Consider the following 21,764-nt stretch of genomic DNA (forward strand, 5'->3'; position numbering starts at 1 on the left):
ATTCAGTATCTATTCATCCTCTGTTTGTTCTAATTCACCTTCGGATGAAGCTTCTACGTCTTTCACAAAGCTTTCAGCAGGTGTTTTCAGCTTAACTACAATCGGTGCATGATCCGATATCACTGTACCCGCAGATACACTTTGACCTACAGCAAAGCCCTCTCCGACTACTTCGATTTGTAGACCTGACATCGATTTGAAGACGAGTACATGACGCAACGACCAATCCGTAAAGTTTGGCAGGGTCGTATCACCTGCTGTTTTTAAGAATACCGTACTACCTTTTACAAGTTTTTGTTTGCCTTTAGGATATTGTTCAATAATTTCACCACCAGCACCTACAATTACTGGTTGCAAGCCGTCATTCGCTAGCTCCACCTGCACTGCTTGTGCGTTTTTCCCAGTATAATCTTGAATATTTACATGATTAACATGCTGAACATCCTCAGGGTTAATGTTTAAATGTTTTAAACTATTTTGCATGACAGGATTAAATATTTTTGACACGGGTACAGAGCCAAGTTCATTTTTAAGTTTTGGCTTTGTTACCGATACATACATAATTAATTGTGGATCATCTACTGGTGCCATACCTAAAAATGAATACAGAAACTGATTTGCCCCCCAAGAATATTCACCATTTGCCTTAGGAATTTGGGCAGTACCCGTTTTCCCTGCGACTTGATATTCATCGAGCACAAAATCCTTTGCTACTCCGAATTCTGACGTTAATGTAGAAGCGAGTATTTCCCGTACTTGCTTCGCTGTGTCGGCTGAAACTGGTTGTCCCTTTTCAACCGGCTCATGATTTTGAATCGTTTTCCCTGTTGATGAGTCAACAATACGATCAATTACGTAGGGCTGCATCATCGTTCCGTCATTCGCAATCGCTGTCATCGCTTGAATAAGTTGAATTGGTGTTACCGTGGAGCCTTGACCATAAGTTGTTGTAACACGTTGAATTGGGTATTGCGATAAAATCGTACCCGTTGCTTCATTCGGTAAATCAATACCTGTTTTCTTACCAAAACCAAATCTATCTAGATACTCAAGAAAATTATCGTCACCAATAACTTTTAATAAGTGTGCCATTGCGGTATTGGATGAGCGTTGGAAGCCCTCTAAATAGGAAATTTTGCCCCAACCGTATCTATTATGATCTCGAATAGTTCGGTCAAGGATTGTATACGAGCCTGATTGATAGTGCTTATTTGGATCCCATGTCCCAGTATCAATAGCCGAAGCTAACGTGAACGTTTTCATCGTCGAGCCTGGTTCAATCGTCTCTTCAATAACCTCATTTAACCATTTCATGTTTTTACCTTCACGTGTATCGGGATTAAATGTAGGTCGCTGTGACATCGCCAAGATTTTCCCTGTTTTTGGATCCGCAATAATAGCCGTCATTGATTCAGGATTATATTCCTGTGCAACTTTAGTCATTGCTTCCTCTAAAAAACTTTGAATCGTTTTATCAATCGTTAAAAAGATGTCGTCACCATTCTTCGCTGGCGTTACCATCTTCTCACTGTTCGGCAATAAATAACTAAAAGCATCCGTTTGGTATTTCATTTTGCCGTTTTCTCCAGTTAGCTCCTTGTCATACGTGTATTCAAGCCCCATTTTACCTTTAGTCGTTACTGAGCCGTCTTCTTTGTCCTCTTTTATTGCAAAGCCGATTAAATGTGAGGCAAATACCCCATTTGGATAATAGCGTTTTAAATCACTGACAAATAAAATCCCTGGTAAACCTTCCGCTTTAATTTTGCTCATGACTTCATGGTTAATCCCGCGACCTGCACTACCAAACTCAACCTGATAGGGCTTTTCGCCATCTGGCTTCAATTTTGTCAGCTGTTTGTATATTGCTTCTTCATCCATCATCTTGCTGTCAATGTACTTTGCTAAAACTTTGGCAGTCTTTTCCGCATCAACGACATGACGAGGTTTCTCTTTATTCACCGTTGCACTCTCATTGACAACTGCTATTAAGCGATAACTTAGCGTGTCTTCGGCAATTGTTTGTCCGTTTCTATCGTAAATTTTCCCACGGCTCGCAGTAATCGCACTCTCTTTGCTATACTTAGCTGCAGCCTTTGCCGCAAGTGCTTGTCCCTCTGCTTCACCTGTCGCTTGTAATGTGATCATTCTGGAAAATAATAGGAAAAAGAGCCCTCCATAAAAAATTAATAATAGAAAGGCTCCCCATTGGAATCGAAATCTCTTTTTTTTCATTTTCCCGGCACTACCTTTACATTTTTCTCATTTTGAGTTAAACCGAGTTCTTCTGCTTTTTTCCATATGTTTTCGTATGTAGAAAGTTCACTTACACGTACTGTCAAGTCAACATTCTGTCTCGCAATCTCATCTGCCTCTGCTTCGATTTTTTGAATATCCATGCTTGTCGTTTGTATAGCTGCTTGATTATTTATTACTAGTACGGCTAGTACAGCAATAATGCTAACTAGGACAATTAGCATCGTCTTTTCAAATTTCTGTTTTGTTTTTTTACGACGTATGATAGTGGGTTGTGGACTAGGTGGTGTTATCGGTTGTTGCACATGTTGCTGTTGGTGCTGCCTTACACGAACTGCTGCCATTTACTCACGCCCTTTGTCGTTAATTTTCTCCACCACTCTAAGTTTCGCTGAACGTGCACGGTTATTTACTTCTAATTCTTCATCAGAAGGAACAATCGGCTTTCTCGTTACAAGCTTTAAAGTTGGCTTCATGCCCTCAGGAATTACAGGTAAATTCGGCGGTAATTCCGGTAATGATGACGCTTCCTTAAAAATGGTCTTGCATAGGCGGTCCTCCAAAGAATGGAACGTAATGACACTAATGCGTCCACCTACGTTAATCATATCAATCGCATCGACTAGTGAGTCCTCTGCTGCGCCTAGCTCGTCATTGACAGCAATTCTAATTGCTTGAAATATACGCTTCGCAGGATGTCCACCTTTACGGCGAGCCGCTGCTGGAATACCCTCTTTAATCAGTTCTACAAGCTGTCCTGTTGTTTCAATCGGTGCCGTTTTACGTGCCTCTTCGATTTTACGAGCAACTTGTTTCGAAAACTTTTCTTCCCCATAGCGGAAGAATATTCGCACTAGATCACCATAAGCCCATTCATTTACAACATGGAATGCTGAAAGTGTAGCCGTTTGATCCATGCGCATATCAAGCGGTGCATCATGGTGATAGCTAAAACCTCTATCTGGCGTATCTAATTGGGGAGAAGATACGCCAAGATCATATAAAATGCCATCTACTTCTTCAATGCCAAGTGCTAATAGTTCTTCTTTTAAATAACGGAAGTTTGAATGTACAAATGTCACACGCTCTAGATAAGGTGCCAAACGAACTTTCGCGTTGTCAATAGCGATCGTATCTTGATCAAAGCAAATGAGACGACCTTTATCAGATAATTGTTTTACTAAATATTCACTATGCCCTGCTCCGCCAAGCGTACAGTCCACATATACACCATCAGGATCGATGTTCAACCCATCAACAGTTTCTTTTAATAACACGGTTGTATGATCAAACATACCACTCGCTCCCTTCAGGCCTTAACTTCATTCAATTGACGTAAAAACGTCCCATACAAAAGTTAAAAATCAAAGCCAATCATATTTTCTGCAATTTCATTAAAACATTGTTCTGATTCATTAAAGTAAGTTTCCCAAGCATCTTTAGCCCATATTTCAATTCGATTTGAAACGCCCAACACTACACATTCTTTTACAAGGTGTGCATGCTGTACGAGGGTTGAAGGAATGTTAATACGTCCCTGCTTGTCTATCTCAACTTCTGTCGCACCGGAAAAGAAGAACCTTGCAAATGCACGGGTATCCTTCTTTGTCATCGGTAAACCTTTTAATTTTTCTTCGAGTTTTCGCCATTCATCCATAGGATAGCCAAACAAACAATTATCGAGACCGCGTGTCACTACAAACGTTTCGCCCAAGGCTTCACGAAATTTTGCGGGCACGATTAATCGTCCTTTCGCATCAACAGAGTGTTGATATTCTCCCATGAACATGCTATTCACCCCACTTTATTAAATAATGTACCACATCCCCCCACTTTCCTCCACTTTTTTTAAAAAAAACTTGACAATTTAACTTCTAATATGAAATTAGACCTTTAGCGAATTATTTGATATGTGCTAAATGACATAAATAAAGAGCTACCCTTAGGTGGGTAGCTCTTTATTTTACCTGTTATTCGACTAAGTTCATCAAATTAATAAAAATTTCATATAGTCATATAGGAAAAAAGACTCAATTTTACTTATTAAAGATAAAGCACATAGTGGTGATTTCCGATACTGTATGTTTTTCCAAGCATTTCATCAATTAGTTTAGATCCAAACTCATTGATATATTGATACGGATTATATGATCGTTCTTGGTATCCGTCATTTGGGTATAGCTCATTTTGTAGCTTCGTAAATTTGCGAATTGTCGTCTCATGTTTACCAAGTACCATTTGCTCAACTTTTTGTTGCATGTACTCAAATTGTTTTATATGATTTTCTTTATTTTTCGCAAGAATTTTTTCAAGCGGCATTTGTTGTTCAGTTAAGTATGTCTCAAATGCCTCATATTGTTCTAACAGTAATCGCTGCATAGTTTGGATTTGACGTTTCGCTTCATCATCTTGCACATCAGCAATAAATTGATTTTTCAGCTGCAACGCTTTACCTTTCCACACATCCTCAACAGTCAAACTATATTCACGCAATAGCTGTTCTACTTGACGTGTGATAATCGTAATATTGAGTCGTGGTGCAAAAATAGGCATTTGTAAGTCTAACACCGAAAAGGCATCCTTTAACGTTGCCCAATAAGCTAGCTCCCCAGGTCCTCCCACGAATGCTAATACCGGTAATGCCATTTCCTGCATTAACGGACGCGTGACTACATTATTACTTAATTGTTCAGGGTGTTTTTCTGCAATTGCCAAAAGCTCCTCACGAGAAAGCTTAATATTTGCTGCTAAATTAACAAATTGATGATGTCGCCTTTCTAATAAATGGCGTTCTCCATCTTTCACATAGAATAGATTAGCCGCTTCATTCGTTGCGAATATCGGTTTATCATAGCCAACACGTTCAAACTCAGCTTCTTTCGCTGTTACTAATCTTGCAATTTCTTCACTATGATGAATGATTTGCGCAAAATACTTGCTTTCGTATTGTCGGAAACTCACGTCAGCTGCATCAATCATTAGTAAACCTTCTTCTTTAAACAATTGATTCATCAATCGCGCAAAGAAGTCGGTAAATGTTTCACTTTTGTTTAGTGCATCTACCAGCTGTTTGATGAGTCCCTCAGTGTGTACTGTTTCACCAAAATCTTTTACAATAGTATTGACTAATTGCGTCATAGATTCTTTGTTTAAACTTGTGGTAGACGCCATTGTTTTACGTCTTGAACGCTCACTATAGGCGCGCTTTTTGAGCTCCACACCGTGCATTGTATATGTGTGGTTTATCTCTTCTAAGTCATGATCTTCACCAGCTATCCAAAAAACAGGCACGACTGTTCTTTGAAGTTTTTCACTTTGCTCTTTCGCTAATGTTATGACTGAAATTGCCTTATGAATTGAGTAAAGTGGACCTGTTAAGACACCCGCTTGTTGCCCACCGACAACCGCGACAGCTCCCTGTTCTAATTGCTGTAAATGTTCCTTCACTTTTTCTGATAAACCCAGCGGCTCCATAAATTGACGGATTATTGCTGTTAATTCTTTTTGATCACGCGCTTGTTGTTCTAAATATTTCACTCGCTGTATAAACGATTCATCACTATATTCGTATTCAAAAAACGTATGAATGGCAGTATTCGTTGACCAATAGTCTGCTAGCACACGATTTTTAACCGGTACTTGGATTGACTCCAGTTTCATTTAACATAAACTCCTCTACTCACTAAATCATCAATTTCGTTATAAACTTTTTAATGCTATTTATTTTAACGCTTATGGCTTCAACATGAAAAGAAAATGCTTATACAGATTGTAAATATTCTACAACGGATTGAATCAAACCTACTAGACAAATAAGAAAATACGCTGAACTTAGAACTAAAAATAAAAAACGCCAAATTTTGCGTAATAGTGGTTTCACTTCAAGTTCCTTTTTTGTACGCCATTCAATATATGTAAAAACCATCGCTAGCATTATTGCTAGCATTACAAGCAGAGCACCAATATTAACTCCCCATAGCACACCAATCGCCAGTGGTACTGAAAAAAATAACCAAAATGTAGTAACATCTGAAGCTGCGCCAAAAGCATGTGTACCTCGAATGTTAACCTTTCGACTAATTAAATAGACAAGAATAAATAACAGTAAGGGACAAAAAATAATGATACTAATAATTATATGTAAAAAATCTTTCAATAGCGTTCACCGCTCTCTTCTATCGCTAGCATTTGGTTATATAACGTACTTAGAGTAGGTAAAATACGGCCGTTCGTTAACGCTTTTTGCAAGACTGGGCCAACAATCGTATCAATTTCACTTTTTTTCCCAAGTATACGATCCGTTAGCATAGACGACGTATTCGCCGCGGTTTTTTCACACAAGGCAGTCACCGCAGAAAAAGGTATAGTATATTCTAAATTCACAAAAGCTTCCGTTAGCTCTTGATAGATTGTTTGCATTAATATAAATGCATGTTTATTCGTTAAAAGCTCCCCATTCTTCACTTGTAAAATAGCTGTTAATGGATTAATCATGCAGTTAAAGACAGCTTTCTCAAACAACATCTGCTCAGGATTTTGAACAAATTCAAGCGGAAACAAAGGATTTTCCATTTGCGAGAGCTTTTTAAATACAGCATTATTCCCACGCGCAACAGCAATTTTACAGGTACCAATTCCTCTATGATGAACAGTTGTATTATTTATTACCTGGGCGCCAAAAGAAACAGAGCAGAAGGCAATATTTTGTTGTGGTAAACGCAGCGCCTCATCGTAATGCGCTAAGCCATTTTGCATAAATAATAATGGTACCTCATTTGGTAGAACAGTTATTTGATCATAGAGCTCCTGTAGTTGACCATATTTAACCGCAACTATAATCAAATCCTGCTGCGTCAACTCAGCTAACTTTGTTGTTGAAACGATTTGATGGACCGTTGTTGTTCCATCAACATTCATTCTCGTTAACTGTTCGACATTTAGTTGGTTTGCTTGCTCTCGTCGCCTTACAACTAACGTTACGTGCATAGCAGCCTCGGCTAAATAGCTTGCCGTTAGCTGACCGACTGCCCCCGCACCAATAACTACTACATTCATAACGTAACCCCACCTTGTACATAATATAAAAGCTATTATCTAAAAAGGAGAAAACAAACCTTTTAAACAGCACTTTCTTTAAAATAACAAGAACTTCGTGTTCCTCCATGTGCTTTCACTCTATTAAATGCCTCATAACAACGACTTCCCTTACGCTCAGAAGGAGGTGCCTCAGAAACATCTCTGAGACACCTCCTTTGCAGGTGCTTCTATTATACAGGATTGTCTAATTGTTTACGATACGTAATGAGGAATTGATTCAAGCAATGTTGTTCATATGCATTATTAGTTATAACTATTTCATCCATACTTCGAAAGCATTTGCGCTCATTCAAGGTTAAAAATCCATTATTTCTAAAATAAAATATAAATAAATTCTACTTACCATCTTTGCGTTTTGAAATTTTTAATCTTTCATCAGAGAGTAGCCTTGCTGTAACCATTTCACTAGCTTTTCATGCTCATTCTGCAATTCACGGTGCTTAATTTCCAGCGTTTGATAGGCCTCTGTTAATTCATCAAAACTTGTCAACGCCAATTTTAAATGACTTCTCATAGATTGCTGTGGTTGATTTCGTACAGCTAATAGTGACTGACTATATTGACCACGTAACGTTTTATTCCATCGGAAACCACATGCTTGTTTTGTACGGCCTAGTTCCTGAGCCGCCATTTCAAAAGCCTCTAGCTGTGTTTTGCCATTTTGCACATTATGCAACACAATTTCCGCTAATCTTTCATCATCTTCCTTTGTCCATTGGTCTTTTCTTTTTTTCAGTTCCATAATCTATCACCCTCACATTTTTTACTACTATATGCTTTAGCGAGCAAAATAGAATCACGGGATAAAAAAAGACAGTGATTATGTTTTTTAACAATCACCGCCGTTATACACTACTTGTTATTCTTTTTTGTCAGAAAATTATTAACCGCCTCGTGATGAGCCTCGCTTTCCCACAGTTTCGCACATGTGCGCACTTCTTCCATAACACGCTCATACATATTTCGTTCTCGCCACTTACGAAGCTCAATTTCCTTATATGCCTTGTGCACTGAAGGATGGATTTTTCGCATATGCTCAATAAAATCATTCAGCGCATCCTCTTTTGCCCCTTCAAAGACACGCATTGCCCAGCCAATCTCATATAGTAATTCCGCAGGATATGGCTTCGCATCCACTAGCATCTTCATCGCACGATCGTGGCGCAAACCTCGTTCAAATAAGTATGTACCGCCACCCCAGCCACTTGTAATCGCTAATGTCCCTTGTATGAAACCACACTTCGCATGACTTGCTACTAGGCGGAAATCACAAGCAGTTGCAATCTCACAACCACCCCCAACGGCTGTCCCATTCATTAACGCAATCGTCGGTACTGGTAAAGTCGCAAGATCATATAATATTTTCCCCATCTTACTTAACATCCCAAATGCCTCATCCTCTGTTTCAAGTGAATGAAACTCCGACAAATCACCGCCAGAGCAGAAAGATTTCTCTCCCACACCTGTTACAACTAAAAAACGAACATCCTTATGATTGTGAATATATGTAATTACTTTCTGAAAACCATCCATAACCTCATCATTTACTGCATTACGTTTTTCTTCCCGATTAATCGTAAACGTCATGATGCCTTCTTTATTGTCAATTGTATAGGCCATTTCCATTTCCCCCTTTGTCCCATTGGATAGATTGTATCACAAAATTATTATAGCACTATTTAACTTTTCGTTATTAACTAAAAATTCCGTCTCTTTTAACCAACAAAAAGGCTAGTAAAGAGCCATGGTCTCTCTACTAGCCTTTTAAGTGAGCAAACACTGAATTATTTGCTTACTACTTCTTTACCTTTGTATTGTCCGCAAGCTTTGCAAACACGGTGTGATAATTTAGCTTCACCACAGTTTGGGCAAGCTACCATACCAGGTACAGATAGTTTGAAATGCGTACGACGCTTTCTTTTTGCAGTTTTAGAAGTTCTTCTAAATGGTACAGCCATTGATGGCACCTCCTTACAGATCGTCTATTCGTCTGTTTGATCAAAATACTTAGCTAAAGCAGCTAGTCTTGGATCCACTTTTGGTACGTCAGTTTTTTTGTGTAGTTCAACGTCTTCATCCGTTGCGTAAGTCCAGTCTTTACCACCATGCACTTGTCCTTCGGTATTCTCTTTGAATACTTGCATTGGTATCTCAAGAAGCACTAGCTCCTCAATAACTGGCTTCATGTCGATTACATCACCATCAATATAGTGAATGTCTCCGTCATCTTCCCCTCTTTTTTCATCATCAATCCAGCTGAAGATTTCAACTGTCTCAATTTCGATAGGAAACTCAACATCTTCCCACGTGCGTGCACATGAAAGTGTTAACGTTGCCGCCACAGTTAACTGACATGTCATTTGCGATGCACCGAAAGTACATAGCCCTTTTACATGAACGGGCGAAATTGCTCGAATATCCTGGTTTCGCTCCATCACCTCGTCCAACTGTACATAGGCATCAATTGGCATTCCGTCTTGGCGGTATTTAGATAATTGATGAATTGACCATTTCATTCGTTTAATCACCTCGAGACAACACTGTTGATTATATAATGTGTAAAAATAGATGTCAAGATAATTTCTTGTCACCACTCTAAAACCCACCTATAATTATACTTAATAATAGCACATTCGTACCCGTCCGCACACGCATCGTCAAAACTGCGCCAATGTGTGACATAAATGAAGGGGGTTTTAAGTTATGCAAGCAGTCGGCATTGTTGTTGAATACAATCCATTTCACAATGGGCATGCTTACCATTTGGAACAGGCGAAAAAAATAGCACAAGCAGATATCGCCATCGCTGTAATGAGCGGATCATTTTTACAGCGCGGTGAACCAGCCATGGTCGATAAATGGACACGCACAAAAATGGCTCTCGCAAGCGGTGTCGATATTGTTATTGAGCTACCTTATGTCTATAGTACCGCACCAGCAACTGATTTCGCAAAGGGAGCGATTTCATTATTATCTGCAATTTGCTGCGATTCTTTTGCCTTTGGAAGCGAGAATGGCTCTATTCAACCCTTTATGAACACGTATCGATTGATAGATGACCATCGTATCGAATATAACGCACTTATCAAAGAGAACCTACAAACAGGTGTTAGCTATCCTAAAAGTCTACATTACGCCTATGAACAGCTTACTCAAAAATTTCCTGCAACATACATTGATTTGGCACAACCGAACAATATTCTCGGCTTTCACTATATAGAATCTGCTAGCATGCTCGGTAGTAGCATTAAACCACTCACGATACCGCGCATTGTTGCAGGGTATCACGATGCATTACAGGAAGGGGCATCCATTGCAAGTGCAACAGGTATTCGCAAAATACTTGCAACGACAGGCACTTTGCAAAATGTGCGAGAAGCTCTTCCTAAAGCAACCTATGAATATTTACATGACTGGCATCGTCATTTTAATAAGTTTGCTAACTGGGAGACTTTTTGGCCATTATTGCAATTTACGATTGTGCGACACACGCCTAGTGAACTAACACGCTATGCCGAAGTAATAGAAGGCATCGAGTACGCACTTGTGAAGGCTGCAAAAACAAGTGATTCTTTTGCAAGCTTTATGGAGAAAATTAAGTCCAAACGCTATACTTGGACACGACTTCAACGCATGCTCACACATATTTATACAGGTTTTACAAAGGAGCAACTAAAAAGCTTTAAGAGCCCCTCTGCCATTCGCTTACTTGGTATGAGTTCACAAGGTCAGGCATATTTAGGACAGCGTAAAAAGGATTTTACGTTACCACTAATAAGTCGTGTTGCTGCTACGAAAGACAACATGCTAGCCGTCGATATCCATGCTACAGAAATATATAATTTAAGTATTGAACATGGTACACAACAAGGTAAGCTTCCAAAAGATTATCAAACCCCGCCCATTCGTTTTTAATTGGGCGTTACAAGACTTTAAGTAATATCCATCATGCAATGCCGCACAAGCCAGCATTGCAAACCGGCGACAATTACTATAAGTTCCGTCTGCCCCGCATTGAAAATTAACGGTCTTACTCATCCATATTTATTGTAAAAAAGGCCGTAGACAAACTCGAAAAATTCTGAGTTTGTCTACGGCCTAAAATCCCGCGCAATGCGGCATTTTTTATTTTGTTTGTAATTGCTTTAAATAGGCAATTGCATCATCGACAGTTTTGACAGGTACAATTTTCATTTTCGTACCTATATCTTTAGCAGTCTTCACAGCAGTAGCATAATTAGATTCTAATTCAGGATACTTTGCTTTCATTTCTGCTGAAATTTCATCATCCGGCGCAAAGAATATCTCCATACCATCTCGATCCGCTGCGATGACTTTGTAGTCAATACCACCAATTCTTCCAACTGATCCATCTATCAGCATTTCACCAGTTCCTGCAATTGCGTAGCCTTTTGTTAAATCTTCATCCAATAGCTGATTTAAAATTTCAAGGGTGAACATTAGGCCAGCTGAAGGCCCGCCGATATCCTCCGTTTTCATCGTTACATTTGGATTTGTTGTAATTGATTTACTCTCTGCATACGTGATACCTAAGCCAGCCCGTCTTTCTTCCGATCTAGGGATTTCCTTCAAGATAATCGTTTCTTGTTGTTCTTTTTTATCACGAACAAACTGAATCGTCACATGATCACCTATTTGCTTATCTTTCAAAAGTTCAACAAGCATTTGTTGATTACTAATTTTTTGACCATCGACCTGGATAATTTCATCACCAGCTTTTAATAGACCATCCGAAGCACCGCCGTCTAACACATTTAATACAAATACACCTTCGAAGTGAATTTTCGCCTCTAGCCCAGCCCTTTGAAAGGCTACATATTTTGCATTAAATTGGGAATCTGACATTAATTTAAGTTGCCGAATATTGTATTCCTCATCATCTTCTAATGGGTTTCTTACCTGATTAATATCCATTAACTTTTGATATTTTTGAGTTTTTGCCCATAGATACGTAAACGGTGTTGCTTGCTGCATGGCAACTGTCATTAAACTCATTGTTCCTGCATCATCCGTATCACCATCTGAGACAGTGACAAACTCACTAACATCGTATGCACTTCCAGGCTTCATAATATACGCGTCTAGTCGGTATAACATTAAAAAACAAATCACGACTAAAAACACTGCATAAATACTTATTTTTTTCTTCATTCGGATGGACACCTCCTAAGACGCACACAAAACCATCTGTTCATGTTTTTGCCTTTCTGACATATATTGATTTTAGCATTTGCCTATGTGAATGACAAAAAGTTGAAACGAGATGATAACATGTTTGCGACAATTCAAATAGCGCTCTGCATACTTCTTATTCTATTACTCTTGTTATTCCCACAAACTGCTCATACTGGCACTGATTTAGGACTAAACCTTTTCATGGAGGCACTTTTCCCATATTTACTGCCTTATTTGATTTTAACGCAATGGCTACTCCGTTTAACCGCTCCCATGCGTACGAAAACGAAAAGGGCCTCCTTGTACGTACAAGCCTATCTTATTAGCGCACTCGGCGGTTATCCAACCGGTGCAACAACGATTGTCTATTTAAAAAATAGCGGACAACTACACCCTAAAGAAGCAAATTTTTTATTGGCCGTTTGTCATGCACCAAGTCCACTTTTTGTGCTTGGCTTTGTAAGTCTTGATTTATTACACAGTAATACGTTCGGTTGGCTGTTTTTATGTTTACTACATAGTTTTAATATTTGTTGCTTAGTAGTTGGTTATTTTTTATTTCGAAAAACCGACCCACCTACCATTTCTTTACACAATTCTACCTTGTATGCAGCCCCGTTTTCAGAGAGCATTAAAGAAACAGCGCCAACTATTCTACTAGTCGGAACAACTATTATTTTTTTCACAACTATCCAAACAATTGTGCAACAAGGTTTAGACAAAATGCTACCTACGCTCCCACAGACAGCGGAACTTTCTATAGCTGCAATTCTAGAAGTAACAAATGGATTGAAAATGACGGTCACAGCCTTACCTAACTTTACGTATTTACCATTACTAGTTGTAATTTTATTGACCATGCAAAGTATAAGTATACATTTACAAATATTCGTTATTGCCAAATCTGCCAAACTTTCCGTTCGTCCGTATATTAAATTCCGCCTTCTTAGCATAATCATTGTTCCAACTATTTATGCTATTTTCTTCTTGAAATAAATTGACTATCAACTTCTCTTGGTTGGGACTTACGCCTTTTACATTGCGTCCATGCTAGGTGCATAAAGAAGAGGATGTCTCAAAAGTAAGACATCCTCTTCTCGTTAGTTGGCAAAGCCGTATTTTTCTTTTAGCGCCTGTTCTACGCAAACCGGGACCAGTTCATGGACATCACTACCATACTTCGCTACTTCTTTTACAATGCTAGAACTTAAGAATGAATATTGGTTTTTTGTCATGATGAAAAATGTTTCAATCGTTTCATCAAGAAAACGGTTCATCGAAGTTATGCGCATTTCATATTCAAAATCTGAGACTGCCCGTAAACCACGGACAATAGCTATTGCATTCTTTTCTTTTGCATAATCGATTAGAAGACCAGAAGAACTTTCAATACGAACATTAGGCAATGTTTTAGTAACCTCAGCCATTAATGCCATTCGCTCTTCGACTGAAAATAATGCTTGCTTCGATGAATTATTTAAAACCGCAACATAGACAACATCAAATACATCTGCTGCACGTTTAATAATATCTAAGTGACCAAATGTCACGGGATCAAAACTCCCAGGAACTACAGCAATTTTCTCTGACAACTTACTCTCCCTCTTCCTCTGCACAACGATAAACTGAAATAATCGTTCCGCCATATGTTTCTTGTCTCTGTAATATATAGGCTCCAAAGCTATGTGGTAATTCGACCTCTTTTGCATGTTCACATAAAATAATGCCATCACGTTGTACTTTATCATTGTCGACAAGCACTTGCACTAAATCATAGTACTCTTTGTGATGATAAGGAGGATCTAGGAATACAAGTTTAAACGAGAGATCACGTTTTAAGAGCGCTTTCACAGCACGTTTAGCATCAATACGAAAAAGCTCAGCGTGATCCTCATAACGACATTTTTTTATATTCTCTTGTAATACCTGAAAAGCTTTCGCATCCTTTTCAATAAAAACAGCTTGCTCGATCCCCCGGCTTAAAGACTCAATACCTAGTCCTCCACTCCCAGCAAATAGATCAAGTGCTAGTCCTCCATCAAAAAATGGACCAATCATATTAAAGATAGATTCCTTTACTTTGTCTGTTGTAGGCCTCGTTGTATTTCCAGTAATTGCCTTTAACGGCATCCCTTTTCGTTCACCTGCTACTACTCTCATAAGATGCATGTCACCATACTTTCTTTTACATTTGAACCTCTCACAACTGAAGTCACGAGATTCCTAAGAACACCTTTCTTGTAAGTGTTGATTTCAACAGATACAGAGGAAACAGTTATATGATTAGGCTATTACCGTAGTTCCTACGGCTTGTTGGTTTAAAATACGTAAACCTTCGATTTCAATATTACAACTAGCATTCATGTCTCAATCGTGAAAAATACCACATACAGAACAGGTCCACTTACGAATAGTGAGTGGCTTTGCCCCGTCCTGAGTTTGACAGTTCTGAAAGGGATGGTCGTCGATTCATCTCACGAGTGTTCTCGTCTAATCAATAAAAAGCATTTTGCAGCGAAAGGACACCTCCGCTGCAAAAAAATTATTGTTGTTCTTGAGTTAACACTTGAATACGCCCATCACTTTTTTGTAATTCTACTAAAAATAAACGTTGTAACCAAGCTTCTTCTACATAATAATGATCCGCAATTTTAATAATTGGTTCTGAAATTGTAGAGTACCTACGTTGATTGAATACGTAGAATCCAGGCTCTTTCGGGAAACGGAACGTACGTTTATCGCTATTTACATAATATCCATTTTCTCCTTCATCAGCTGTATAGCCAAGTTGTGGTAGCAATGTATCAGCTGTGTATAAAGTTTGCCCCTCATAAAAAATAACATCAACGTCTTTCTTGATTAAGCCGTCTACATAAACACTACGATCATCTTCAAATAATAACGGATACGTACTATTTTCCTGTGCTGCGTTTAACTGAAAATAAGAAGTTTTCGCGTCTAGAACGTCAGATAATAGGTTATCCATTGTCGTAGGAGAAATTGGATCCTCTCCAAAAGTTTTGATAGCTTCTTGCCATGCTAACTCTTGGTTTGCTGTCATAAACTCTTTTAAGGTCTTAACGATTTCCTTTGTCTTGTCTGAACCAATCGTTTCTTTCACTAGATAGGATGCCACAACTTCTTGCAACCATGCTGGTGAATCTTCAAACGTAAATTGCGATTTAATTTGTGAAAGAACAACTTCCTGTTCAACTGCTTGTACAGTTAGAGCTGGTAAAAATAAAAGCCGTTCATCGTGTTCCGCGGTTGGATTTGCTTCTTGAATAATGGAAATATGTTCGTTATTTAAAAACTTCAGTGTTTCCAGTGATTTCAAGAAATCTTTTGATATAGCCTGCTGTGCATAAATTGATAATACCGGAGTTTGTTTCTGAACCTTAAGATTTCCAGCTTGCCAATAAATATCACGTACCGCGCCGTTACCACTAAACATCGTATAGTTGACGAGTGATAATTGCTGCTGTCCTACTAATGGTAAACCTGTTATCCATTGACCGACCGTTTTACTATCTGTCGAAATATGCATAACAGTATAAGATGCTTCTCCGTTTGTTAATGTTGCGAAAACGTTCTGAATAAGCATTTTATCTTTTAAGCCGCCTTCGATAGGGATTATGTACGAAACAGATTGGGATTTAGTATCGCCTTTTTCAAAATAGGATACTTCTTCTGATAAACGATTACAGCTTTTCTCATTTTCGATAAAGCAGCTTGGATTTATGGCATTTTTTGGCCATTTAATTTTCACTTTTTGATTTGGCAAGTTTTTAAAATGCTGTCGGATATCTAAACTGTTTTCTCGATAGACAATTTCAATTTCCTGTGAGTAATGGAATTCTCCATTTCCCGTTTCTAAATTAGATGAATACGCTTGATACTGGAAAAAAATTGTTCCTACAATAATTAGTGCTAGAATGGAAAAAAAACTCATTGCAAATTTCATGTGCTTGACCTCCCGCAGCATGATACTATGTGTATTGGAAAGGATGTGCAAGTTTAAATGCCACAACAATTTATTGAATTAGGTGAAGGCTATGGTGATGTATACGAGCTACTCGAAATTATTAAAACCAATCAAGAGCGTTTTCATCAAGCCTTTATACTAATGTCCACAAAAGAAGAAAAAAAGGTTACCTCTTTAGCAGTCGCTTTAAAACCAGTTGGTGAAAGTAAATTCATGCCGATTTATATTTGTCGCGAAGGCATTCCTTTTAATGAGGAAAAGCCATCGAAGCGTCAAATCATGTTCGAAGAAAGTATTGAACAACTAGGTCGAAAAGCGGTTGTTGTAGAAATAAAGCACTCATCTATATTTTCGGAGCCAAAACTATTTTATCAATACTTAATTGGAATAATGAGACTACATCACTATATTCCAGCATTAAACTAATATTATAGCCCCGCTTTATAGTCATATTCCTTCGCTTTATCTGGTTTAGCATTTTCAAACTCAGTTTTAACGAATGGACGGTAAGATTCCACAACGTCTTTCACAAAAGGAAGGCGTTGTAGCTTTGTTGTCATTATTTCAATGTCCTCTCGATCGCAATAAAGTACTACATATTTTTGCTTACGAGAAATATAATGAACATGACCATATTTTCGAAGTGACTTTGCATGTTTTAATTGATGGACGTAAACGATTAGCCCTTGTCGTTCGTTCATATAGTATTCCCTCATTTCTTACATAAAAGAATACCATAGACCGGAAAATGATAGCAACAGAGTTTAGCTGACAGAACGCTCGTTTTTCCGTTATAATGGATAAGCATAGCGCGTTTATAGACAGATTCCATTCACTTATGCTAGATAAAAGTACTTTAGTCTAGCTATTTCAATTCCGTCTCATCGTAATTGAATCTCGATTTTGAAATGTGTTTAGACAAGCGTGTCACGGGTAAGTTATCCTTATTCTTCATGAATGGGATGTGTTTTAGGCTAACAAATTTTCATTCCCTTCAAAATTTGAGACATCAGCAGGAGCTTATAACTAACTGGATTTTTTATTCACAGGGTCCCTTACCACACAGATAATTGCCTTAGAGAAAAAAGTGACCTTTGTCAGAGTTCCTCAGATTCATCCGGTTTTTGAACATCCATTGAATCAAGTTAAAAAACAGTGAATTCGCCAGTACCTTTTATATTCATTTAATTGTTAAGGAGGACGAATATGGGTAAAAAAACGAAGATAGCACTTGCAATCGCTGCAGCTAGTGCAGCGGCTTGGGCAGGTAGTAAAGCTATTTCTAAACCTCAACAACGTGAAGGAAAACATGCACTACAATCTGAACGACCAATTATTATCGCACACCGTGGAGGAGCCCATTTAGCACCTGAGCATACCATGCTTGCTTTTGAAAAATCCGCACAGCTCGGTGTAGACGGCTTTGAAATAGACATTCGCTTAACAAAAGACGAGGAAATTATTGTCTTTCATGATGCAACCGTGGAACGTACGACTGATGGTTATGGCCTAGTGGCAGACATGACGTTAGCAGAAATTAACGCATTGAATCACGGCTATCATTTCGAGGATTTAGAGGGAAAAACCCCTTATCGAGATGAGAAAACAGATGTAGTCACATTACATGAACTACTAGAAAGCTACCCAAATATGTTAATAAATATTGACATTAAAGATGCACCTGATACGTATGAAGGTAGCTTAATGCCTTCTAAACTTTGGCGTTTAATCGAAGAGATAGGCGCAGAAAATCGTGTGATTGTTACCAGTTTCTACGGGGAGCAAATAGACCGTTTTAATTTATATGCACAAAACCAAGTTGCATTAGGAGCAGGTGAATCTGATGTACGAAAAGCATTCACTGCGTTTTCTAGCCAATTTGGTCATTTATATCATCCCAAAGTAGATGTTTTTCAAATCCCTCCAAAATCAGGTGTTGTCACGCTAGATTCACCGAAATTTATTCAGTTTTTAACCAATCTAAACATCCCCGTTCATTATTGGACAATTAATGATTTAGTGACGATGAATAAATTAATTCGCAACGGTGCAAAAGGTATTATTACCGATCGCCCTGATATTGCTAGCGAGTTATTACAAAACTACGAATAAGAGTAAGGTGAATGCCGAGCTATTAAATTTAAAGGTAAGAGCCATTTTAGTGAGATGCTCTTACCTTTATGTATGTTTTTGGCTTAAATCAATAAGACGTGTCGTGTTAAGCAATGATCACAGCTATCCATTTTTCAAAATAAAAGCTTTGAATAAAAATACCACATAAAAAAGCCGATATTGTAACTGATGTAATATGTCATCAGTTAACTGATGTAACGTTGCCTCTCCACCTAAATCTCCTGTTTTTATACCTTGCGCTAGTGTTTCTTCCATTGCATCCATGACCTTTGCACCAAGTTCTGGATAACCTAAAAAATCAAGCATCATTTTCCCTGTCCATATTTGCCCAAGTGGATTAGCGATACCTTTTCCTGCAATATCAGGAGCAGAGCCATGTACTGGTTCAAACATTGATGGATATTCCCGTTGTCTATATATCAATATTTTTGAGAATTCATATGTAGATTTAAAAAACTACCAGGGGGGCGTTGATTCATCTCACGACTGAAGTCACGAGTGTTCTTGTCGAATCAATAAAAAAATAGAAGAAGTGTCGTTTTGGACACTTCTTCTATTTTTAGGCTGAGCAGGAGCAAGAGCCCCCTGAGCCACAACCACTTCCACATGACGAACCGGATGCGAAGAAGGGGTTACTTACCGGAACCTTTACTGCTTCTGATACTGTTTTCCCGATAAGCAAGCTAATTTCATCAAGTAAATCTTGAAAATCGTTTTCAGCAAGCTTTAATGCTGAAACTTTTTCATTTAAATCGAGTTCGCGCTTTTGCTGACGAATCGATTTCATTATTGTATGATAGTCCGGATGATATTTTCCGAATCGTTGTACATCTTCGTATTGCTCCTTCATACGGCTAAATGCGTGAATAGCTTCCACTAAATGAGCATCGCTATATACGGCTTTATACGCCACTTGTAGCGTATTGGCAGGTTCAGAGGACAGAATCATCTGACAAAGCGCATCGGCCTCATCCAAAATGATTGCCCATTCAGAGGTCATCATCATTTTTAATTCCTCCAATCTCTTACCCATCATAACAGATTTTATGTTAATTTTACATTATAGGTATTTCTATAATAAAGGAGTTTTTTTACTTGGTACCATCATCTAAAGAACAAATAGAAGATTTACTAGCAGATATTTTACACAATAGTACAATGGAAGATGAGGAAGTTCTACTACATTTGCTAAATGGCATTCGCCACAAGCAACAAGGCATTCATCGCCGTTACATCAACGCTGCCTTACATATGGTGGGCAAATTTGAGCCTGAGGTCAGTGAGGTACGTATACCAATTACACCGGTTATTCATAATACCATTAAAGTGCCACATGGAGGAATCATTGCAACCGTTGCTGATGCAGCAATGGGAGGACTAGCTTCACGTTCTGTACCAGAGGGCTTTAATGTTGTGACAACTAATATCAACATTTCTTATATTGCAACAACTACAAATAAGGAACTCATTGCACGCGGACGTTTCGTACATAAAGGCCGACAAACGCTCGTGATGGCATGTGATATCGAGGATGAAACAGGTCGCAAACTTGCTATTGCCACAGCTTCTTTCTTCGTCATTCAACGTCGCCAGTCATAAGACTTGAAAAATAATCTTGAATACATTGTTGATCGGAAAAAGGGAACTTAAGATTTTTTATTTGTTGAGTCTGTTCATGCCCTTTTCCGGCAACAAGGATAATATCTCCTTTTTTTGCCTTAGCCAATGCTTGATGAATCGCAACCTTTCGATCCAAGAAAATTTCATAATATTGCTGTTCAGAAAAACCTGCAATAATACTTTCATTAATTAAAATGGGATCCTCATCGCGTGGATTATCGGTCGTTAAAAAAATTACATCCGCATACTTACTGGCCACAGCCCCCATCGCAAAGCGTTTTGCCTTGTCTCGATTGCCACCACAGCTAAAAACAAGAAATAGAGTCTTCTGGCTATCAAAAGTTTGTAAAACAGCCTGTAGTGCCTCTGCCGTATGGGCATAATCTACATAGACATCTATACCAAGTGAATTCTCAATTTTTTCAAGTCTCCCTTCAGGTAATTTTAATGCCCACATATGCTCCGTTATCTCTTCAATAGAATAGCCTAAACGCCATACAGCCATTAATGCGGCTACTGAATTTTGCACATGATACTTACCAACAAAAGGAATAGCTACAATATGCTCGCTCTTAGTTGTTTGCAAACAAAGTACTGTTTTCCCCCTTGATTCACTCACAATTTGAATATGTAAATCATTGTGATTGTCAAAGCCAAATGAACACGATTTTTTCTTATCGTAAATTCCTACTGAACGGCAAAAATTGTCGTCTCCATTTAATACAAGTTTTTTCGACAAATCTGCCAATCTTTTTTTCGCACGTTTATATGCCTCTAATCCCCCATGATCTTCTAGGTGATCCTCTGATAAGTTTAAAAATATGCCACAATCAATATCACAATGATCAAGTCTATGTTGTTGTAAACCCATCGAAGAAGCTTCTAAAACAACATGTGTCACCCCCTGACGTACACATTGTTTTAGTATTGGCTGAAGTTCTTTTGCCTGTAATGTTGTTAGCTGCTCATATGATGTTTGTTGCCTTTGCCCATTAATGAAATAACCAACTGTTCCAATAACTGCTACATTATTATGTAAAGCTCTTAGTAATTGACTAACAAAATGGCTCACAGTTGTTTTACCATTTGTTCCTGTAATGGCAATAACTTTTAAAGCCTCTGCTGGAAAAGCTGCGAGTTTTGCACTTGTATATGATAAAAACAACGCAGTATTCGGTACCCAAACGAAAGGAATATTTTGATCAGTGACGGGTAGTGAAATACTTTCCTCAGATACAATGGCAGCAGCACCTCTGGTTATTGCTTCTTTTACAAATCGGCTCCCTGATGTTTTCTTGCCTTTGCGCACAACAAAAATATCCCCAGGTTTCACCGCCTGTGCGTAATCCTCTACACCAGTAATAATTGTTCGAATCGATCCACCTGTCACACTGCACGGCCAGTCTTTTAATAACTCAGCTAATTGCATTGTCTCATTCCTCCTTTCAGTTCTCTATCATATGACGGTGTTTGTAAC

23 protein-coding genes and 1 pseudogene are annotated in these 21,764 nt (G+C 38.4%); 5 read left to right on the forward strand and 19 right to left on the reverse strand.

Features of this window, described 5'->3' with window-relative positions:
* Nucleotides 1–9: 9 nt before the first annotated feature.
* The 11 genes from ACQKII_RS00840 to ACQKII_RS00890 all read right to left on the reverse strand — a co-directional run bounded on the left by ACQKII_RS00840 (nucleotide 10) and on the right by ACQKII_RS00890 (nucleotide 9,869).
* On the reverse strand, nucleotides 10–2,235 hold the full coding sequence (locus ACQKII_RS00840) for a penicillin-binding protein (RefSeq protein ID WP_427455415.1): 2,226 nt from the start codon (nucleotides 2,233–2,235) through the stop codon (nucleotides 10–12).
* On the reverse strand, nucleotides 2,232–2,600 hold the full coding sequence (gene ftsL, locus ACQKII_RS00845) for a cell division protein FtsL (protein ID WP_143997546.1): 369 nt from the start codon (nucleotides 2,598–2,600) through the stop codon (nucleotides 2,232–2,234). Before ftsL ends, ACQKII_RS00840 begins: the two co-directional genes overlap by 4 nt.
* Nucleotides 2,601–3,551: a 16S rRNA (cytosine(1402)-N(4))-methyltransferase RsmH gene (rsmH, locus tag ACQKII_RS00850; protein WP_427455417.1), complete on the reverse strand. Its 951-nt coding sequence runs from the start codon at nucleotides 3,549–3,551 to the stop codon at nucleotides 2,601–2,603.
* A 62-nt stretch (nucleotides 3,552–3,613) separates the two neighbouring features.
* Nucleotides 3,614–4,045: a division/cell wall cluster transcriptional repressor MraZ gene (mraZ, locus tag ACQKII_RS00855; RefSeq protein ID WP_427455419.1), complete on the reverse strand. Its 432-nt coding sequence runs from the start codon at nucleotides 4,043–4,045 to the stop codon at nucleotides 3,614–3,616.
* Nucleotides 4,046–4,299: 254 nt separating this feature from the next.
* Nucleotides 4,300–5,916 carry a bacillithiol biosynthesis cysteine-adding enzyme BshC gene (gene bshC / locus ACQKII_RS00860; protein ID WP_427455421.1) on the reverse strand — a complete coding sequence of 539 codons (1,617 nt, stop codon included), beginning with the start codon at nucleotides 5,914–5,916 and terminating at the stop codon, nucleotides 4,300–4,302.
* A gap of 100 nt (nucleotides 5,917–6,016) precedes the next feature.
* Nucleotides 6,017–6,412, reverse strand: coding sequence for a DUF3397 domain-containing protein (locus ACQKII_RS00865; protein WP_427455423.1), 396 nt, complete (start codon nucleotides 6,410–6,412; stop codon nucleotides 6,017–6,019).
* Nucleotides 6,409–7,311 (reverse strand): 2-dehydropantoate 2-reductase, encoded by a 903-nt coding sequence (locus ACQKII_RS00870; RefSeq protein WP_427455425.1) that lies wholly within the window; start codon nucleotides 7,309–7,311, stop codon nucleotides 6,409–6,411. Before ACQKII_RS00870 ends, ACQKII_RS00865 begins: the two co-directional genes overlap by 4 nt.
* Nucleotides 7,312–7,717: 406 nt before the next feature.
* Entirely contained in the window at nucleotides 7,718–8,095 is a 378-nt protein-coding gene (locus ACQKII_RS00875; protein ID WP_107923168.1) for a transcriptional regulator, read from the reverse strand.
* Nucleotides 8,096–8,205: 110 nt separating this feature from the next.
* Nucleotides 8,206–8,973: an enoyl-CoA hydratase/isomerase family protein gene (locus ACQKII_RS00880; RefSeq protein ID WP_427455427.1), complete on the reverse strand. Its 768-nt coding sequence runs from the start codon at nucleotides 8,971–8,973 to the stop codon at nucleotides 8,206–8,208.
* Nucleotides 8,974–9,137: 164 nt separating this feature from the next.
* The gene (gene rpmF, locus ACQKII_RS00885) at nucleotides 9,138–9,311 is read right to left on the reverse strand and encodes a 50S ribosomal protein L32 (RefSeq protein WP_010858320.1); all 174 of its coding nucleotides are present in this window, start codon (nucleotides 9,309–9,311) and stop codon (nucleotides 9,138–9,140) included.
* A gap of 24 nt (nucleotides 9,312–9,335) precedes the next feature.
* Nucleotides 9,336–9,869 carry a YceD family protein gene (locus ACQKII_RS00890; protein ID WP_427455429.1) on the reverse strand — a complete coding sequence of 178 codons (534 nt, stop codon included), beginning with the start codon at nucleotides 9,867–9,869 and terminating at the stop codon, nucleotides 9,336–9,338.
* Between the two features lie 187 nt (nucleotides 9,870–10,056).
* Between ACQKII_RS00890 and ACQKII_RS00895 the strand changes: the two genes are divergently transcribed.
* Entirely contained in the window at nucleotides 10,057–11,268 is a 1,212-nt protein-coding gene (locus ACQKII_RS00895; protein ID WP_427455431.1) for a nucleotidyltransferase, read from the forward strand.
* Between the two features lie 210 nt (nucleotides 11,269–11,478).
* On the opposite strand, the gene ACQKII_RS00900 is transcribed toward ACQKII_RS00895, so the two are convergent.
* The gene (locus ACQKII_RS00900; RefSeq protein WP_427455433.1) at nucleotides 11,479–12,525 is read right to left on the reverse strand and encodes a SepM family pheromone-processing serine protease; all 1,047 of its coding nucleotides are present in this window, start codon (nucleotides 12,523–12,525) and stop codon (nucleotides 11,479–11,481) included.
* Nucleotides 12,526–12,645: 120 nt separating this feature from the next.
* Between ACQKII_RS00900 and ACQKII_RS00905 the strand changes: the two genes are divergently transcribed.
* Nucleotides 12,646–13,545, forward strand: a complete 900-nt coding sequence (locus tag ACQKII_RS00905) for a hypothetical protein (protein WP_427455435.1) — start codon at nucleotides 12,646–12,648, stop codon at nucleotides 13,543–13,545.
* Nucleotides 13,546–13,649: 104 nt separating this feature from the next.
* On the opposite strand, the gene coaD is transcribed toward ACQKII_RS00905, so the two are convergent.
* From coaD to ACQKII_RS00920, 3 genes are all read right to left on the reverse strand, one after another.
* Nucleotides 13,650–14,141, reverse strand: coding sequence for a pantetheine-phosphate adenylyltransferase (gene coaD, locus ACQKII_RS00910; RefSeq protein WP_427455437.1), 492 nt, complete (start codon nucleotides 14,139–14,141; stop codon nucleotides 13,650–13,652).
* A 1-nt stretch (nucleotide 14,142) separates the two neighbouring features.
* A complete protein-coding gene (gene rsmD / locus ACQKII_RS00915; protein WP_427455439.1) occupies nucleotides 14,143–14,709 on the reverse strand; it encodes a 16S rRNA (guanine(966)-N(2))-methyltransferase RsmD in 567 nt (188 codons plus the stop codon).
* Nucleotides 14,710–15,091: 382 nt separating this feature from the next.
* A complete protein-coding gene (locus tag ACQKII_RS00920; protein ID WP_427455441.1) occupies nucleotides 15,092–16,513 on the reverse strand; it encodes an RNA polymerase II in 1,422 nt (473 codons plus the stop codon).
* 57 nt (nucleotides 16,514–16,570) lie between these two features.
* On the opposite strand from ACQKII_RS00920, the gene ACQKII_RS00925 reads away from it, so the two are divergent.
* On the forward strand, nucleotides 16,571–16,960 hold the full coding sequence (locus tag ACQKII_RS00925) for a DUF7147 family protein (RefSeq protein ID WP_427455443.1): 390 nt from the start codon (nucleotides 16,571–16,573) through the stop codon (nucleotides 16,958–16,960).
* Nucleotides 16,961–16,962: 2 nt separating this feature from the next.
* On the opposite strand, the gene ACQKII_RS00930 is transcribed toward ACQKII_RS00925, so the two are convergent.
* Nucleotides 16,963–17,235, reverse strand: a complete 273-nt coding sequence (locus ACQKII_RS00930; protein ID WP_427455445.1) for a YlbG family protein — start codon at nucleotides 17,233–17,235, stop codon at nucleotides 16,963–16,965.
* A gap of 505 nt (nucleotides 17,236–17,740) precedes the next feature.
* Between ACQKII_RS00930 and ACQKII_RS00935 the strand changes: the two genes are divergently transcribed.
* Nucleotides 17,741–18,646 carry a glycerophosphodiester phosphodiesterase gene (locus tag ACQKII_RS00935; RefSeq protein WP_427455447.1) on the forward strand — a complete coding sequence of 302 codons (906 nt, stop codon included), beginning with the start codon at nucleotides 17,741–17,743 and terminating at the stop codon, nucleotides 18,644–18,646.
* 123 nt (nucleotides 18,647–18,769) lie between these two features.
* On the opposite strand, the pseudogene ACQKII_RS00940 reads toward ACQKII_RS00935, so the two are convergent.
* Both ACQKII_RS00940 and ACQKII_RS00945 read right to left on the reverse strand, forming a co-directional pair.
* A pseudogene (locus ACQKII_RS00940) lies at nucleotides 18,770–19,072 on the reverse strand (isocitrate/isopropylmalate family dehydrogenase); the annotation flags it as partial.
* A gap of 154 nt (nucleotides 19,073–19,226) precedes the next feature.
* The gene (locus tag ACQKII_RS00945) at nucleotides 19,227–19,673 is read right to left on the reverse strand and encodes a YlbF family regulator (protein ID WP_427455449.1); all 447 of its coding nucleotides are present in this window, start codon (nucleotides 19,671–19,673) and stop codon (nucleotides 19,227–19,229) included.
* 89 nt (nucleotides 19,674–19,762) lie between these two features.
* On the opposite strand from ACQKII_RS00945, the gene ACQKII_RS00950 reads away from it, so the two are divergent.
* Complete coding sequence (locus ACQKII_RS00950) at nucleotides 19,763–20,266, forward strand: PaaI family thioesterase (protein WP_427455451.1); 504 nt, start codon at nucleotides 19,763–19,765, stop codon at nucleotides 20,264–20,266.
* Here the strand turns inward: ACQKII_RS00950 and ACQKII_RS00955 are convergent.
* Entirely contained in the window at nucleotides 20,244–21,716 is a 1,473-nt protein-coding gene (locus tag ACQKII_RS00955) for a UDP-N-acetylmuramoyl-L-alanyl-D-glutamate--2,6-diaminopimelate ligase (protein WP_427455452.1), read from the reverse strand. The genes ACQKII_RS00950 and ACQKII_RS00955 overlap by 23 nt on opposite strands.
* Nucleotides 21,717–21,764 lie beyond the last annotated feature (48 nt).

Origin of the sequence: Lysinibacillus sp. NPDC048646 (genome assembly GCF_050272295.1) — a bacterium.
Lineage (GTDB): Bacteria > Bacillota > Bacilli > Bacillales_A > Planococcaceae > Lysinibacillus.

Bases quoted from the DNA above. Each gene is read 5' to 3' on its own strand.
- ACQKII_RS00840 (WP_427455415.1), bottom strand. From the start codon at position 2,235: ATGAAAAAAAAGAGATTTCGATTCCAATGGGGAGCCTTTCTATTATTA.
- ftsL (WP_143997546.1), bottom strand. From the start codon at position 2,600: ATGGCAGCAGTTCGTGTAAGGCAGCACCAACAGCAACATGTGCAACAA.
- rsmH (WP_427455417.1), bottom strand. From the start codon at position 3,551: ATGTTTGATCATACAACCGTGTTATTAAAAGAAACTGTTGATGGGTTG.
- mraZ (WP_427455419.1), bottom strand. From the start codon at position 4,045: ATGTTCATGGGAGAATATCAACACTCTGTTGATGCGAAAGGACGATTA.
- bshC (WP_427455421.1), bottom strand. From the start codon at position 5,916: ATGAAACTGGAGTCAATCCAAGTACCGGTTAAAAATCGTGTGCTAGCA.
- ACQKII_RS00870 (WP_427455425.1), bottom strand. From the start codon at position 7,311: ATGAATGTAGTAGTTATTGGTGCGGGGGCAGTCGGTCAGCTAACGGCA.
- ACQKII_RS00875 (WP_107923168.1), bottom strand. From the start codon at position 8,095: ATGGAACTGAAAAAAAGAAAAGACCAATGGACAAAGGAAGATGATGAA.
- ACQKII_RS00880 (WP_427455427.1), bottom strand. From the start codon at position 8,973: ATGGCCTATACAATTGACAATAAAGAAGGCATCATGACGTTTACGATT.
- rpmF (WP_010858320.1), bottom strand. From the start codon at position 9,311: ATGGCTGTACCATTTAGAAGAACTTCTAAAACTGCAAAAAGAAAGCGT.
- ACQKII_RS00890 (WP_427455429.1), bottom strand. From the start codon at position 9,869: ATGAAATGGTCAATTCATCAATTATCTAAATACCGCCAAGACGGAATG.
- ACQKII_RS00895 (WP_427455431.1), top strand. From the start codon at position 10,057: ATGCAAGCAGTCGGCATTGTTGTTGAATACAATCCATTTCACAATGGG.
- ACQKII_RS00900 (WP_427455433.1), bottom strand. From the start codon at position 12,525: ATGAAGAAAAAAATAAGTATTTATGCAGTGTTTTTAGTCGTGATTTGT.
- ACQKII_RS00905 (WP_427455435.1), top strand. From the start codon at position 12,646: ATGTTTGCGACAATTCAAATAGCGCTCTGCATACTTCTTATTCTATTA.
- rsmD (WP_427455439.1), bottom strand. From the start codon at position 14,709: ATGAGAGTAGTAGCAGGTGAACGAAAAGGGATGCCGTTAAAGGCAATT.
- ACQKII_RS00920 (WP_427455441.1), bottom strand. From the start codon at position 16,513: ATGAAATTTGCAATGAGTTTTTTTTCCATTCTAGCACTAATTATTGTA.
- ACQKII_RS00925 (WP_427455443.1), top strand. From the start codon at position 16,571: ATGCCACAACAATTTATTGAATTAGGTGAAGGCTATGGTGATGTATAC.
- ACQKII_RS00930 (WP_427455445.1), bottom strand. From the start codon at position 17,235: ATGAACGAACGACAAGGGCTAATCGTTTACGTCCATCAATTAAAACAT.
- ACQKII_RS00935 (WP_427455447.1), top strand. From the start codon at position 17,741: ATGGGTAAAAAAACGAAGATAGCACTTGCAATCGCTGCAGCTAGTGCA.
- ACQKII_RS00945 (WP_427455449.1), bottom strand. From the start codon at position 19,673: ATGATGATGACCTCTGAATGGGCAATCATTTTGGATGAGGCCGATGCG.
- ACQKII_RS00955 (WP_427455452.1), bottom strand. From the start codon at position 21,716: ATGCAATTAGCTGAGTTATTAAAAGACTGGCCGTGCAGTGTGACAGGT.